Raw genomic sequence first — 12,905 nt, 5'->3', positions numbered from 1 at the left:
CTGAGTGTCTCCTTTGGATGTTGAACCCGCGTTGCCGCAAGGCACGCGGGTTTTTTTTCGGGTTTTGCAAACTCGCGCCGTAAGATGGTTTCCGTCACACACCGCCCCAACCCAACGGGGCATGCTCAGGAGGAAAACCATGTTCAAGCTTGTTTCGCGTGCCGCGCCTTGGCGGCCTTTTTTGTTCGCCGTGGTGCTTTGTGGCGCCGCACTGCCCACGCTGGCTGCGGGCAACACCACCGCCAAAGAAGCCCCGCGCAAGCCGGCCAAGGTCACCTTTGTTGACGCGCCGTCCAGTGAAAAGCCGGCTGCGCGCAAGCAGCGGCTCAAGCGCGAGTGCAAAGGCCGGCCCAACGCAGGCATGTGCCTGGGCCACACGCGCTGACGTTTTCAACTTTACTTATCGACGTGTTTGGCTGAAGTGACGTTTACCTCAGCAGTGTTTCAAGCCGATGCTTGTGCGCCACCCACTTCGGACAAACCTCCGTCAGCAAATCGAAGAAGGCGCGCGAGTGGTCGGGGTGGATCGCATGGCACAACTCATGAAAAATCACGTAGCTGATACACGTGCCGGGGGCCTGCACCAACGCCGAGTGCAATGTCATGGAGCCGCTGGGCGACAGGCTGCCCCAGCGTTTGGCCAAACGTTGAACACGCAGGTGCGGCATATCGAGGTGGTTGAAGCGATAGTGCCCATGGCAGTGTTTCAATGCCCGTAAGAACACCGCTTTGGCTTGCTGGTGCCGCCACCGCTGAACGGTGCTTTCGATGACCTCTGGGTGATGGCGGTCGCCAGGCTCCACCGTCACCACCATGTCCGAGCCGCGAAGTTGAACCCCTGGCGTTGGTCCCGCTTCCATCTGCAACTTGTAGCGGCGGCCCAGGTGCAGGTGCGACTCGCCTGGCACCCAGGCACGGGTCGGCGTGCGTGGGTCAAACTGCAGAAAGAACGCCCGTTGTTCTGCAATCCAGCGCTGGCGCTTGAGCAGCAAGGCGTCGATGCGTGTCCCGTCGCAGCCCTCGGGTGCGCGCACAAAAACCTCACCCGACGGGTGCACCTCCAGCGCCAGTGTCTTGCGCCGAAGCCCCGTCCGGATCACCTGTACGCGGTCCAGCACATCAGCCATTGATGCCCCGCGCCCTGGCCAGGTTCAATGCCTGGTCAATGATCGCGTCCATCTGCACCGCGGAGAGCTTCACCCCGCGGTCGTCCCCCACCACGTCGTAGAGAAAGTGGTCCAGGCCGATGCGTGTCTGGTTCATGGCGTCCAGGTTGCGCCAGTAGTCCACCACATGGTGCGCAGCCAGGGCGTTCAGCACGGCCAGCGCAATGTCTTCGGCCAGCTCTGCGCTTGTGGCCAGATCGGGAATCCCGTCCAGCACCCGCTTGACCGTTCCGTACACAGCCAGGCCGTGGTCGTTGCCACGCAGCCCGGGCGGCACGTCATCCCGAGGGCGGCTCATCACGGCATCCCGCGCTTCTTGCGCACGCTGCAGGTAGGTCAGCTCGTTGATACGGCGGGCGCGGTAGTCGTCAATCGCCTGCTGAATCAGCCGGGAAAATTTCTCATAATAGGCCGGGTCCACCTTGATGCGCTCTTCAATCACCCGCTTGGTGTTGAAGGCGATGATGTCGGCCTGCGAGGCCGGCGTGGTCGCCTCCTGATCGTCAATGGTCTTGCGCAGCGAGGCGTTGTCCAGGATGTTCACCGCCGAGCGCAGCACCAGCACATCGCTGGCCTGCAAGTGCGTGTTGAGCAGCTTGCGAATGCGTGGCTCATAGTCGCGTTTGAAGTCCACCGCGTCGGCAAAGCGCAGCTGCGCCGCCTGTTTGAGCTTCGCAAAACGCAGCATGTCGGCTTTGTAGCGGTCGATCTGCTCCACCGGTGTGGTCATCAGAAAACGCTCGCTCGACAAGGCCAGTTGCAGCAAACGGCCCAACGCGGACAGGCGCTCGTAAAAGTCGTGACGCACGTCGTCGTCGCGCAGCTCGTCCAGGTAGGCGTTGGTGTCGTGCCGGTTGCCCACGCGGCGGAAAATTTCCAGCAGGTGCGCATGGGCGTCGGGCAACTGGGCCACCTCGGTCTGAATGTTCACCAGCATGCCCGTGAGGTCGCCTTCCTCAAACCCCGCCAGCGCCTGGTAGCTGGAAATCGCCTTGTCCAACTCTTGCAGCACACCGGCGTAGTCCACGATCTGGCCGAAGTCCTTTTCCACCGTCGCCACCGGCTCGTCTTCGCCGCCCGACTCTTCAATCGGCGCCTCATACAGCCGGTTCACCCGCGCAATGGCCTGCAGCAGCGTGTGCTCGTGCAGCTCGCGGGTCAAGTACAGCACCCGGTTGCGCGGTGCGTCAAAGCCAGTGAGCAGCTTGTCTTTCACGATCAGAAGCTCCGGTGCCTCGCCGTGTTTGAACGAGCTGATCAGCCGCTTGTTGTATTCCTCCTCGTTGCCGTGGCGCTGCATCATCTTGTCCCAGAAGCGGTGCACGGCTTCCGTGGGCTCGTCGTCTTCGCCATCGCTGTTGGCTCGCCCGTTCGGGCCGGAGATCAGCACCTCGCAGCTCACTTGGCCAATCTCGTCGATGTACTCCTTGAGCCGGACCGCCGCTGCCCGGCTGGCCGCCACCACCTGCCCCTTGAACGGCGTGCCCTGCCAGGTGCTGCGAAAGTGTTCACTGATGTCAAACGCCAGCATGTACAGGTAGGGGTCGGCCTGTTGCAGCATCTTCTCGCGCGAGTATTTGCGCTTCAGGTCGGCGCGCTGCGCGTCGTTCAGGCCGGCGGTGTGCCGCTCAAACCACTTGTCGATCGCTTCCTGGTTCTGCTCCACATCCACCAGGCGGCTTTCATAAAGCAGTTTCACCACCGCGCCATCGCGCACCGCTTCATCCATGGTGTAGCTGTCGATCAGCCCGCCAAAACGGCCCAGCGTGTTGCGCTCGAGCCGGGTCACCGGCGTGCCGGTGAAGCCGATGTAGCAGGCGTTGGGCATCAGCAGCCGCATCTTGGCCGCCAGCGTGCCGAAATTGGTGCGGTGACCCTCGTCCACCAACACGAACACATCGGGCGAATCCACCGCAAAGCGCCGGGCGATCTGGCTCACCCGTTCAAATTTCTGGATCAGCGTGGTGATCACCTGCGCGCGCGGGCTCTTCACCAGCGCCAGCAGGTCGCGCGCCGAGGTGGCGCGCTGCGGCTCCAGGCCGCAGGTTTTGAAGGTGCCCTCGATCTGCTTGTCCAGGTCGTCGCGGTCCGTCACCAGCACGATGCGCGGGTTCAACACCCCCGGCAGCAGGGCCAGCCGCCGCGCCAGCATCACCATGGTGAGCGATTTTCCCGAGCCTTGCGTGTGCCACACCACGCCGCCCGTGCGGCGGCGCGCGCCGCTGTCGGTGGTTTCCCAATGGTTGATGCGTTCAACGATGCGCTCGATGGCGCGCACCTGCTGGTAGCGCGCCAGCTTGCGCGTGCCGCCGTCAAACACCGTGTAGTGAAAGACCAGGCGCAGCAAGCGCTGCGGCTCCAGCAGCGCGGCCACTGCGCGGTCCTGGTCGGTCACGCTGCGGGCCACCAGGTACTCGGCCGGTTCTTCCGCCACGCCGGGCACCGTGTGCGCGCCGCTCAGGCGCTGCACCAGTTCAAACAGATCTGCGCGCACCCCGTCGGGCAGCGGCTGCGCCAGCAGCGCGGCCACCGAAGCGTCGCTCACCGTGTCGTCGCGCCAGGCCGACCAGAAACGCCCCGGGCTGCCCACCGTGCCCACGCGCGCCGTCTGCCCGTTCATGGCCAGCAACACCTGCGCCATCACAAACAGGTGCGGCGCCTGGCTCTCGCCCTGGTAGCCCACCAGCTGCGCCACCCCTTGCGCCACGTCAACGCCCGGCGCCTTGCACTCGATCAGGCCCAGCGGGATGCCGTTGACGAACAGCGCCAGATCGCAGCGTATTGTGTTCTGGCTGCGCGTGCGCTGCACCACGAACTCGGGCGACACCTGAAATGTGTTGTCCAGCGGGTGCTGCCAGTCGATGTAGCGCAGCGAGCGCCCGCGCGAGTCGCCGTCGATCGTCTGCTCCAGGCTGGTGCCCAGGGTGATCAGGTCGTACAGCGCCTCGTTGGTGCGCAGCAGCCCGTTGTAGGGCAGGCTTTTGAGGCGCTGGATGGCGGCGCTCAGGTTTTCTTCGGTGAACAGGTGTTCGCCGGAGGTGGTGTGGATGCGGTTGAAGCGCTTGAGCGCGTCGCGCAACACCTCGTCCAGCACCACCTGGCCCAGCCGGGGGCCGCGCAGCTGCCGCGCCTGGGCCGGGCTCAGGTACTGCCAACCCATGGCCAGCAGCAACTGCAAGGCCGGCGCCTGGCTGGCCATGACTTCGCTGGGGTCGAAGTCCGGGTCGGGCGGCGGGCTGGTGGCCTGGGCGCTGGTCATGGGCGTTCTCCGGCGAGCAGTTGTTGCATCAGGGCGCGCTTTTGGTGTTGCAGGGCGGCGAGCTGTTGCCGTTGCAACTGCAATGCTTGGTCGGCGGCGTTCAGCACCTGGGCGATGGCTTCTTGCTCTTCTGGCGGCGGCAGGTTCAGTTGCAGCTTGAAGAAGTCGGTGCTCGTCACGTTCAGCAGCCCGTGGCTGCGGGCGCCTTCATGGGCGATGGCGCGCAACTGCCGGTTGAGCAGGCCGCCCTCGAAAACTGCGGTGAGGAAGTCGGTGTCGGTCTGGGCCGCGTCGGTGATCCCGAAACACAGGCACAGCGTGGACACAATGCCTTCGTCATACCGGTCCAGCCGCTTGATGGCACCAAACGGGTAGCCCGCCGCCGCGCTGCGGTTGTAGGCAAATTCCCCGCGCTGGATCAACAGGTAGTGTTCGTTTTCTTCGGCCGCCATCTGCTTGGCGAAGTAACTGCCTTGCTCCACCAGACCGCGCTGTGCTGACACGGTCAGCGCGCGGGTGCAGCCATCAGCGTTCTTGCGCGTTATCCGCATCAGGAACGAGCCCAGGCGTTGAGGCTTCCAACTGCCCTGGAACCCCTTGAGGCGCTTGCGCCCGGTCAGCAGGTGCTGCATCAGGCCTTGTTTGCGCTCAGCCAGTTGTTCAATGATCGCCTCTGACTGGTGGATGGCTTGATCTGCAAGGAACAAAACGTCGGCGACCTTTGCCTGCACCTCCACCGGGGGCAAATCGATTTCAAGCCGTTTGAAGTAGGGGAGGCCAATGGTCCTGACGGTGGACCCAACCGCCATGCGATCAAACTCGGTGGCTTTCCATTGAAGCCATTGGTAAAGGTATCTGTGATGCAGCAAGCTCTCATCGCACTGCCAAGCAATGAAGTGCTGGCTGACCGCCATGTCGGTACCAAGAATCGCGCTCTTGCCGACGCCCGCGTCACGCAAGAGAACCACAGTGGTGCGAGGATGAACAACGGCAGAGGAGTTCTTGATGCCTTCTGGCGTGATATTGCGGTGGGTCCGTGCAATCCACCCTCGGTTCAGTGAACCAGAGTCGGCGAGTGAGAGCCACTGAATATCACCATCCCAATATTCGGGATGGCGTTGGCTTGGCGTGTGCCCGCTTCCACGAATAGCGATGTCATCCAGCTTGTATCGAACAAGTGGTTTGTAAGTGGGACTTGCCGTCATGACTTCTTCTTGGGCGCCGCCACCTGCTTGGTTTTCCCGCGCTCGATTTGCTGAATGCTCTTGTCCGGCACCGGCAGTTGTTCGGGCAGGGTGCCGCCCAGTTCCCGGATGGTCTGGCGCACCTTGGCGCCCACGGCGTGGTGGGTTTTGTTGGCCTGGGCTTTGCCTTGCACGCCTTCGCGTTTGAGCTTTTCTTCGGTCTGCGTGGCGCGGAACAAGTTGGCCGCCAGCTCGGTGCTGCCCATGTGGTCGAGGATCTTGTGGCTCTTCTTGAGCCCTTTGTGGGCGTGGATGTCTTTGGCACCCAGGCCGCCGTACAGGCCCTTGTAGCCGTGGTCTTGAAACACGGCGTAGTCGAGCGGTGTTTCCACGCCCGCGTCTTTGGCGGCGGCGCTCAGGGCCTTGTTGTGTTCGGCCAGTTCGTTGCGGATGGCCAGGCGCCGTTCGTCTTCGCTCAGGTGCTGGAACTGCGCCGCGTCGTTGAGTTCCTGGCGGCGGGTCTGCACGGCGAAGTAGGTCTGGCCGTGCGCGATGACGGGTTTGCCCGGGTCGCCGTTCTGCACGATGAGGTAGCAGGCGTAGCGCGAGAGTTCGATGTCTTCGACGGGGCGCTGGGCGCCGGAGCCAATGTCGACCATTTTGCGGACATCCGCAAAATGGTCTGCGATCGGGAGACCGCTCTGGAGGCAAGCCTCACGGGCCTTCTCGATCACGGGCAGGAAATTGCGGTATTGCGGGTAGTCCAGCACCGGCGCCAGTTCGCGGGCCAGCCAGTATTCAGCACCTTCCGCGCTGGTGTGGCGGATGCCTTCGAACACGTTGCGCGGTGCGTTGGGTTGCAAGGGTTTGTTCACAGTCCCAGCTCCTTGAGGTGTTGTTTCATCTTCAGACGCACGGCGCTGAGGGCTTCTTCCAGGCGGTCAATCTCGGCTTCCGTGGCTTTCAGGTCGATGGGCGCTTCTTCTTCGTAGGTGTCCACGTAGCGCGGGATGTTGAGGTTGAAGTCGTTCTCGGCCAGGGTGGCGCGGCTGACCAAGCTGGCGAACTTGTCCACGCCCTGGCGGGCGCGGCAGGCCGCCACGATGTGCTGGATGTGCGTCTCCTCCATCTGGTTCTTGGTCTTGGCTGGGGTGTACTGGCCGCTGGCGTCGATGAAGAGCACGTCGTCGCTGTCGGCGCGCTCGCCGCCTTTTTCGCGGGCGCGGTCCAGCAGCAAGATGGCGACCGGGATGCTGGTGGTGGGGAAGAGGTTGCCGGGCAGGCCGATCACGGCGTCGAGCAGGTTGTCTTCAATCAGCCGCTGGCGGATGCGGCCTTCGGCGCCGCCGCGAAACAGCACGCCGTGCGGCACGACCACGGCGACCCGGCCGCGCTGGGGCAGGGCGACTTCGACCATGTGGCTGATGAAGGCGTAGTCGCCCTTGCTCTTGGGCGGAATGCCGCGCCAGAAGCGGTTGAAGCGGTCGTGTTCGGCGTCGTCTGCGCCCCATTTGTCCAGGCTGAAGGGCGGGTTGGCGACCACGATGTCGAAGCGCAGCAGGCGATCGTTTTCCACCAGCAGAGGGTTGCGCAGGCTGTCGCCGCGCTCAATGCGGGCGGAGTCGAAGCCGTGGATGAACATGTTCATGAGCGCCAGGGCGTAGGTGCTCTGGTTCAACTCTTGCCCGTAGAGCGACACGTTGTTGTTGCCCACGGCGGTGGCGGCTTCGAGCAGCAGGCCGGCCGAGCCGCAGGCGGGGTCGCAGATGCGCATGCCCGGCTGAGGGTTGGCCAGCACGGCCAACAAGCGCGAGACGGCCATGGGGGTGTAGAACTCGCCGGCCTTTTTGCCCGCGTCGGAGGCAAAGCGTTCAATCAGGTAGATGTAGGCGGAGCCGATGGCGTCTTCTTTGACGCGGCTGGGGCGCAGGTCCAGATCGGAGAAGTCTTCGAGCAGGTGCTTCAGGCGGCCATTGCGTTCTTTGGTGTCGCCCAGGCGGTCGGTGTTGAAGTCGATGTTTTTGAACACTTCGTCGAGCTTGTGACGGTCCTGGTTGGCTTCGGCAATGTGGCGCAGGGTGATGTCGATCAGTTCACCCACGTTGGGCGCGTTGCGGCGCTCGTACAGGCTGTCGAAATCGGCCCGGAAGGTGTCGGTGGGTTTTTTGGTCTTGGGGTCTGTGAGCAGGACCATGGGCAGCACGAACCGGTCGCGCTCCATCAGGCGCTGAATGCGCTCGGGGTCGTTGCCGTACTTCTCTTTGTAGTTGTCGTAGTGGTCGTGCCAGACGTCGCTGATGTACTTGAGGAACATCATCGTGAGGATGTAGTCCTTGTACTGGGCCGGGTCGATGGTGCCGCGGAAGGTGTTGCACGCGGCCCAGGCCTTGCGGAAGATGTCTTGGGTGGTGGTGGTTTCGGTCATGGTGTTCTTTGGGGCGCCCGGCGTGGCCGGGCGCGGTTGGACCTACCGTTTGCCGCAAGGCGGGTGGTAGAAGGCGCGCAGTTCTTGCTCGATCTTCATGCGCTCGGCTTGGTTGCAGTAGTACGCCGCAACGAAGAGCGGTTGGTTGTGCCCCTGCCAACTGGGCGTACGGTCGTGGTTCTCAACCCGCTCGCGCACACTGTGCGACTCGCCGATGTCGAGCACGCGGTATTGCGCGTCGGTGGGGCGCTTGCCCAGGATGGCGTAGACGCCAGACTGAGAGCGCAAAGGCCCTGTGTGATCGAAGGGTCCATCGAAGGGGTAAGATTTGAGTCGGATCGACATGGCTGTACCTCGTAAGGGTTGGTGGATAGCGGTCCCGAAGGCTGGGGTGTTGGTAGCACCCTGGCCTTCATCTTTTGAGCGATGACCCAGACCACGGGTCAACGCACTTCCTGGGCTTTCGCCCAGAGAACCTGCTCTGCAAACTGGCGGCGCTTCTCGATCAACGCCGCCGACAGGCTTTGCTCTTCTCTCTGCAACAAGGCAAACGCGGCGATGCGCTGCTGCACCGCCATGGGCGGCACGGGAATCTTGAGTTGGCGCAGGCTGGGAACCGTCACCATGCGGACGATGGTTCCCCGGGCGATCGCGTCGATGGCTCGCTGGGTGGGGCCGCTGTTGAGCACCCATTGCAGGTAGAGCGGGTTAAGAACCTCGGGGTCGCGAACGCGGATGCGGATCAGCGGCGAGGCCAGGATCGCCGGCTGGTGCACGCTTTCGACCAGGACGGCCTGGTTGCTGACCCCCCGCGAGCGAAAGATCAGGTCGCCCGGGCGCACTTGCAGCTTGGTCTGATCGCCGGTGAAGGCGATGAATGGCAGCTCAACGTCGTCCGTCAACGAGTCGCCCATGGCGTTGGCCATGTTCACCACACGCACCGGCCCGGGCGGCTCATCGGTGATGGCGCCCCGGAACGCGAACCCCGGCAAGAGGTCCGTTACAGTGTCGATTGAGATTTCTGCATTCAGCATGCGGCGGATCGTAGCACGAATTTGAATTTTATTAATGCAGTTTGTCGCATACTGCAGATTATTTTATATGAGTTAAGGGTGTTGATAGAAGGCGTGCTTGTTGCCCAGCTGAAAAACTTGCACAGAAGACCACAGGAATTCTCATTCTGCTGTTGGCTTGCCGCTCTTAATATGTGTGCATGTCTTCCACACTTTCCCAATTTCCCAACCACTTGATCGAACAGGTGCGGACCGCGAGAGCGGCAAATCGGCCGATGCGCATCACCGGTGGTGACACCAAGACCTTCTACGGCGAGCCTACGGTGGGCGATACCCTGTCTACCGCCGACTGGGCCGGTATCGTCAGCTTCGAGCCCACCGAACTGGTGGTGACGGTGCGCGCCGGTACCCCGCTGGCCGAGCTGGAAGCGGTGTTAGCCGAAAAAGGCCAGTGCTTTCCGTTTGAGCCGCCGCGCTTTGGCGCCGGTGGCACGGTGGGCGGCATGGTGGCTGCCGGCCTCGCGGGCCCGGCCCGCGCCTGCGTGGGCAGCGTGCGAGACTTCGTGCTCGGCGCCCAGTTCATCAACGGCCGGGGTGAGCTGCTCACCTTTGGCGGCCAGGTCATGAAAAACGTGGCGGGTTACGACGTCAGCCGCGTCATGGCCGGCTCGCTCGGCACGCTGGGTGTGCTGGCCGAGCTCAGCCTGAAGGTGCTGCCGGTGGCCCCGGCCGAAGCCACGCTGGTGTTTGAGCTGAGCCAGGCCAACGCCCTGGAGCAACTGCACCGCTGGGGCGGCCAGCCCTTGCCCATCAATGCCTCGTGTTGGGTGCGCGACGACACCGCGCCCGGCGCGCCCGAGCTGCTGTTTGTTCGCCTGCGCGGCGCGGTGGCCGCCGTGGAAGCGGCCTGCGTCCGCATGGCCCAGGAAGCGGGTGGCAAGCGTATGGACAACGCCCAGGCCGGCGCCGACTGGACCGCCTGCCGCGACCAGGCCTTGCCGTTCTTCACCCCGCCAGCCCCCGACCTGTGCCTGTGGCGCCTGTCGCTGCCGCAAACCGCGCCGGTGCTGGCGTTGCCTTACGCCCAGTTGATCGAATGGCAAGGCGCCCAGCGCTGGCTGTGGGCGCCCGCGTCCGCAGCGGCCGAACTGCGCGGCGCTGCAGCGGCTGTCAACGGCCACGCCACCCTGTTCCGTGCGGGCGCCGACGGGGCGCCCGGTGTACCCCGCTTCAGCCGCCAAACGCCGGCCATTGAAACCATCACCCAGCGCCTGCGCGAGCAATTTGACCCGGCAGGCATCTTCAACCCCGGCAGAACATAAGCCCCCATGCTCCGCCACTGAGCATGGTTGGTGACCCCCTGAGGGGGCGCTAACCCGGCTCGGGGTGGCCCGGCGCCAGGTTTTTTGAGCTGAACACACATGCAAACCAACCTCTCCCCCGAATACCAGGCCCGTGCCGATGGACGCGCCGCCGAGGCGATTTTGCGCAAGTGCGTGCACTGCGGCTTTTGCACCGCCACCTGCCCCACGTACCAGCTGCTGGGCGACGAGCTGGACGGACCGCGCGGGCGCATCTATTTGATGAAGCAGGTGCTGGAAGGCGCCGAGCCCACACGCAAGACGCAGATGCACCTGGACCGCTGCCTGACCTGCCGCAACTGCGAAACCACCTGCCCCAGCGGTGTTGACTATGGCCATCTGATCGACATTGGCCGCAAGCTGGTGGACGAAAAGGTGCCGCGCCCGGCGAGCGAAAAAGCGGTGCGCTGGTTGCTCAAAGAAGGCCTGCCGTCGCCGCTGTTTGGCCCGGCCATGAAGATGGGCCAGATGGTGCGCGGTCTGCTGCCGGGCACGCTGAAAAACAAGGTGCCCGCCAAGCAGGACGCGGGTCGCTGGCCCACCACCGTGCATGCGCGCAAGGTGCTCATGCTGGCGGGCTGCGTGCAGCCGGCCATGATGCCCAACATCAACTCGGCCACTGCGCGCGTGCTCGACGCGGCGGGCATCCAGGCCGTCATCGCGCCCAAGGCCGGCTGCTGCGGTGCGGTCAAGTTCCACCTGAACGACCAGGACGGCGGCAAGCGCGAGATGCGCGCCAACATCGACGCCTGGTGGCCAGTGATCGAAGACGGTGTCGAGGCCATCGTCATGAACGCCTCGGGCTGCGGCGTCACCGTGAAGGAATACGGACACATCCTGGCCGACGACCCGACCTATGCCGCCAAAGCGGCGCGCATCAGTGAACTGACCCGGGACCTGAGCGAGCTGCTGCCTGCGCTGGTGCCGGTGCTCAAGCCCAAGCTGGCCGGCCAGCCCGACGCCAACAAGGTGATCGGTTTTCACCCGCCTTGCACATTGCAGCACGGTCAGCAGCTCAAGGGTGGCGTTGAAACGCACCTGGCGGCCCTGGGCTTCACCGTGCAGGTGGCAAAAAACGAGGCGCACCTGTGTTGCGGCTCGGCCGGCACCTATTCGGTGCTCAACCCCGAGCTGTCTTACCAGCTGCGCGACCGCAAGCTCGGCCATCTGGACGAGCTCAAGCCCGCCGTGATCACCAGCGCCAACATCGGTTGCATCACCCACCTGCAAAGCGGCACCGAAACGCCGGTGCGGCATTGGGTCGAAATTCTGGACGACGCGCTCGCGGGGTAAGCTCGCCCGCATGATCCCCGCGCTCGCCACCCTGCTTGTTTTCCAGTTGCTGGGCGAAGCGCTGGTGTTTGCGCTCGCCGCACCTGTGCCGGGCCCGGTGGTCGGTTTGGCGCTGTTGTTGCTGGTGCTGGTGCTGCGCCCGGCCTGGCTGCAGGCCATCAAGCCCACGGCGCAAACGCTGTTGCAACACCTGTCGCTGCTGTTTGTGCCGGCGGGTGTGGGCGTCATGCTGCACCTGCAGCGCCTGGGTGACGAGGCGCTGGCCATCGGCGTGGCGCTGGTGTTGAGCACGCTGGTGGGGCTGGCCAGTGCCGCCCTTACCATGGCCTGGCTCATGAAGCGCGTGGCGCCCCCGCCCCAGGCGGTGGATGGAGAACAGCCATGAACCCGGTGTTGCCTGCGGCGGCCGAGCGCCTGGCCGATGTGTGGGTCTACCTGGCCACCACGCCGCTGCTGGGCCTGACCGTGACGCTGCTGGTGTACCAGGCCGCTTTCATGCTCTACCAGCGCAGCGGCTTTCACCCGCTGGCCAACCCGGTGGCCATGGCCGTGGTGGCGCTGGGCACTTTGCTGTGGGCCACGGGCACGCCCTACGCCACCTATTTCGAGGGCGCGCAGTTCGTCCACTTTTTGCTCGGTCCGGCCACGGTGGCGCTGGCGGTGCCGCTGTTTGAACAGCTCGCGCGCCTCAAGCGCCTGTGGCTGCCCATGGTGGGTGCGCTGGTGGTGGGCACGCTGGCCGCCACGGTCACGGCCATCGGTGTGGGCTGGGCGCTGGGTGCGTCCAAGGCCACGCTGGCATCGCTGGCGCCCAAGTCGGTCACCACGCCGGTGGCCATGGGCATTGCCGAAAAGATTGGCGGCCTGCCTTCGCTCACCGCCGTGCTGGTGGTCAGCACCGGCATTGTGGGGGCGGCCAGTGCCCGCTTTTTGTTTGATGCCCTGCGCATCACCGACCCCACCGTGCGCGGCTTCGCGCTGGGCACGGCCGCCCACGGCATCGGCACCGCACGCGCGTTTCAGGTGAGCGAAGAAATGGGCGCCTTCGCCGGCCTGGCCATGGGTTTGAGCGCGCTGTTCAGCGCGCTGGCGTTGCCGCTGGTGGCGGGGCTGCTGCTGCGCTGGGTCTGAGAGGCTGAGCGTCTCTCATTCGCGCCCGCTCACCACCCCAAAACACACCCGCTCGGCGTTACCAATGCGCGCC

Annotated in this window: 12 protein-coding genes; 5 read left to right on the top strand and 7 right to left on the bottom strand. The window is 64.4% G+C overall.

What is annotated here, in order from left to right:
• Window positions 1-139 precede the first annotated feature (139 nt).
• Entirely contained in the window at window positions 140-385 is a 246-nt protein-coding gene (locus AC4QBL_RS16975) for a hypothetical protein (protein ID WP_472902168.1), read from the top strand.
• A gap of 43 nt (window positions 386-428) precedes the next feature.
• Here the strand turns inward: AC4QBL_RS16975 and AC4QBL_RS16970 are convergent, their stop codons facing one another.
• The 7 genes from AC4QBL_RS16970 to AC4QBL_RS16940 all read right to left on the bottom strand — a co-directional run bounded on the left by AC4QBL_RS16970 (window position 429) and on the right by AC4QBL_RS16940 (window position 9,068).
• Window positions 429-1,127: a M48 family metallopeptidase gene (locus AC4QBL_RS16970; RefSeq protein ID WP_472902169.1), complete on the bottom strand. Its 699-nt coding sequence runs from the start codon at window positions 1,125-1,127 to the stop codon at window positions 429-431.
• The gene (locus tag AC4QBL_RS16965) at window positions 1,120-4,425 is read right to left on the bottom strand and encodes a type I restriction endonuclease subunit R (protein WP_472908403.1); all 3,306 of its coding nucleotides are present in this window, start codon (window positions 4,423-4,425) and stop codon (window positions 1,120-1,122) included. Before AC4QBL_RS16965 ends, AC4QBL_RS16970 begins: the two co-directional genes overlap by 8 nt.
• Window positions 4,422-5,630, bottom strand: coding sequence for a restriction endonuclease subunit S (locus AC4QBL_RS16960; protein ID WP_472908402.1), 1,209 nt, complete (start codon window positions 5,628-5,630; stop codon window positions 4,422-4,424). The genes AC4QBL_RS16965 and AC4QBL_RS16960 overlap by 4 nt, the downstream gene beginning before the upstream one ends.
• Window positions 5,627-6,484, bottom strand: coding sequence for a DNA damage-inducible protein D (gene dinD / locus AC4QBL_RS16955; protein WP_472908401.1), 858 nt, complete (start codon window positions 6,482-6,484; stop codon window positions 5,627-5,629). Before dinD ends, AC4QBL_RS16960 begins: the two co-directional genes overlap by 4 nt.
• A complete protein-coding gene (locus tag AC4QBL_RS16950; RefSeq protein ID WP_472908400.1) occupies window positions 6,481-8,034 on the bottom strand; it encodes a type I restriction-modification system subunit M in 1,554 nt (517 codons plus the stop codon). Before AC4QBL_RS16950 ends, dinD begins: the two co-directional genes overlap by 4 nt.
• Window positions 8,035-8,076: 42 nt before the next feature.
• On the bottom strand, window positions 8,077-8,322 hold the full coding sequence (locus AC4QBL_RS16945; protein ID WP_492131607.1) for a GIY-YIG nuclease family protein: 246 nt from the start codon (window positions 8,320-8,322) through the stop codon (window positions 8,077-8,079).
• 155 nt (window positions 8,323-8,477) lie between these two features.
• Complete coding sequence (locus AC4QBL_RS16940) at window positions 8,478-9,068, bottom strand: restriction endonuclease subunit S domain-containing protein (RefSeq protein WP_472908398.1); 591 nt, start codon at window positions 9,066-9,068, stop codon at window positions 8,478-8,480.
• A 179-nt stretch (window positions 9,069-9,247) separates the two neighbouring features.
• Between AC4QBL_RS16940 and glcE the strand changes: the two genes are divergently transcribed.
• The 4 genes from glcE to AC4QBL_RS16920 all read left to right on the top strand — a co-directional run bounded on the left by glcE (window position 9,248) and on the right by AC4QBL_RS16920 (window position 12,832).
• Window positions 9,248-10,369, top strand: a complete 1,122-nt coding sequence (gene glcE, locus AC4QBL_RS16935) for a glycolate oxidase subunit GlcE (protein ID WP_472908397.1) — start codon at window positions 9,248-9,250, stop codon at window positions 10,367-10,369.
• A gap of 99 nt (window positions 10,370-10,468) precedes the next feature.
• On the top strand, window positions 10,469-11,701 hold the full coding sequence (gene glcF / locus AC4QBL_RS16930) for a glycolate oxidase subunit GlcF (protein ID WP_472908396.1): 1,233 nt from the start codon (window positions 10,469-10,471) through the stop codon (window positions 11,699-11,701).
• Window positions 11,702-11,711: 10 nt separating this feature from the next.
• Window positions 11,712-12,086, top strand: coding sequence for a CidA/LrgA family protein (locus AC4QBL_RS16925; RefSeq protein ID WP_472902102.1), 375 nt, complete (start codon window positions 11,712-11,714; stop codon window positions 12,084-12,086).
• Window positions 12,083-12,832, top strand: a complete 750-nt coding sequence (locus AC4QBL_RS16920) for an LrgB family protein (protein WP_472902101.1) — start codon at window positions 12,083-12,085, stop codon at window positions 12,830-12,832. The genes AC4QBL_RS16925 and AC4QBL_RS16920 overlap by 4 nt, the downstream gene beginning before the upstream one ends.
• Window positions 12,833-12,905 lie beyond the last annotated feature (73 nt).

It is taken from the genome of Hydrogenophaga sp. L99 (assembly GCF_058731905.1).
This window is presented reverse-complemented; position numbering and strand designations above follow the sequence as displayed.

Bases quoted from the DNA above. Each gene is read 5' to 3' on its own strand.
- AC4QBL_RS16975 (WP_472902168.1), top strand. From the start codon at position 140: ATGTTCAAGCTTGTTTCGCGTGCCGCGCCTTGGCGGCCTTTTTTGTTC.
- AC4QBL_RS16970 (WP_472902169.1), bottom strand. From the start codon at position 1,127: ATGGCTGATGTGCTGGACCGCGTACAGGTGATCCGGACGGGGCTTCGG.
- AC4QBL_RS16965 (WP_472908403.1), bottom strand. From the start codon at position 4,425: ATGACCAGCGCCCAGGCCACCAGCCCGCCGCCCGACCCGGACTTCGAC.
- AC4QBL_RS16960 (WP_472908402.1), bottom strand. From the start codon at position 5,630: ATGACGGCAAGTCCCACTTACAAACCACTTGTTCGATACAAGCTGGAT.
- AC4QBL_RS16950 (WP_472908400.1), bottom strand. From the start codon at position 8,034: ATGACCGAAACCACCACCACCCAAGACATCTTCCGCAAGGCCTGGGCC.
- AC4QBL_RS16940 (WP_472908398.1), bottom strand. From the start codon at position 9,068: ATGCTGAATGCAGAAATCTCAATCGACACTGTAACGGACCTCTTGCCG.
- glcE (WP_472908397.1), top strand. From the start codon at position 9,248: ATGTCTTCCACACTTTCCCAATTTCCCAACCACTTGATCGAACAGGTG.
- glcF (WP_472908396.1), top strand. From the start codon at position 10,469: ATGCAAACCAACCTCTCCCCCGAATACCAGGCCCGTGCCGATGGACGC.
- AC4QBL_RS16925 (WP_472902102.1), top strand. From the start codon at position 11,712: ATGATCCCCGCGCTCGCCACCCTGCTTGTTTTCCAGTTGCTGGGCGAA.
- AC4QBL_RS16920 (WP_472902101.1), top strand. From the start codon at position 12,083: ATGAACCCGGTGTTGCCTGCGGCGGCCGAGCGCCTGGCCGATGTGTGG.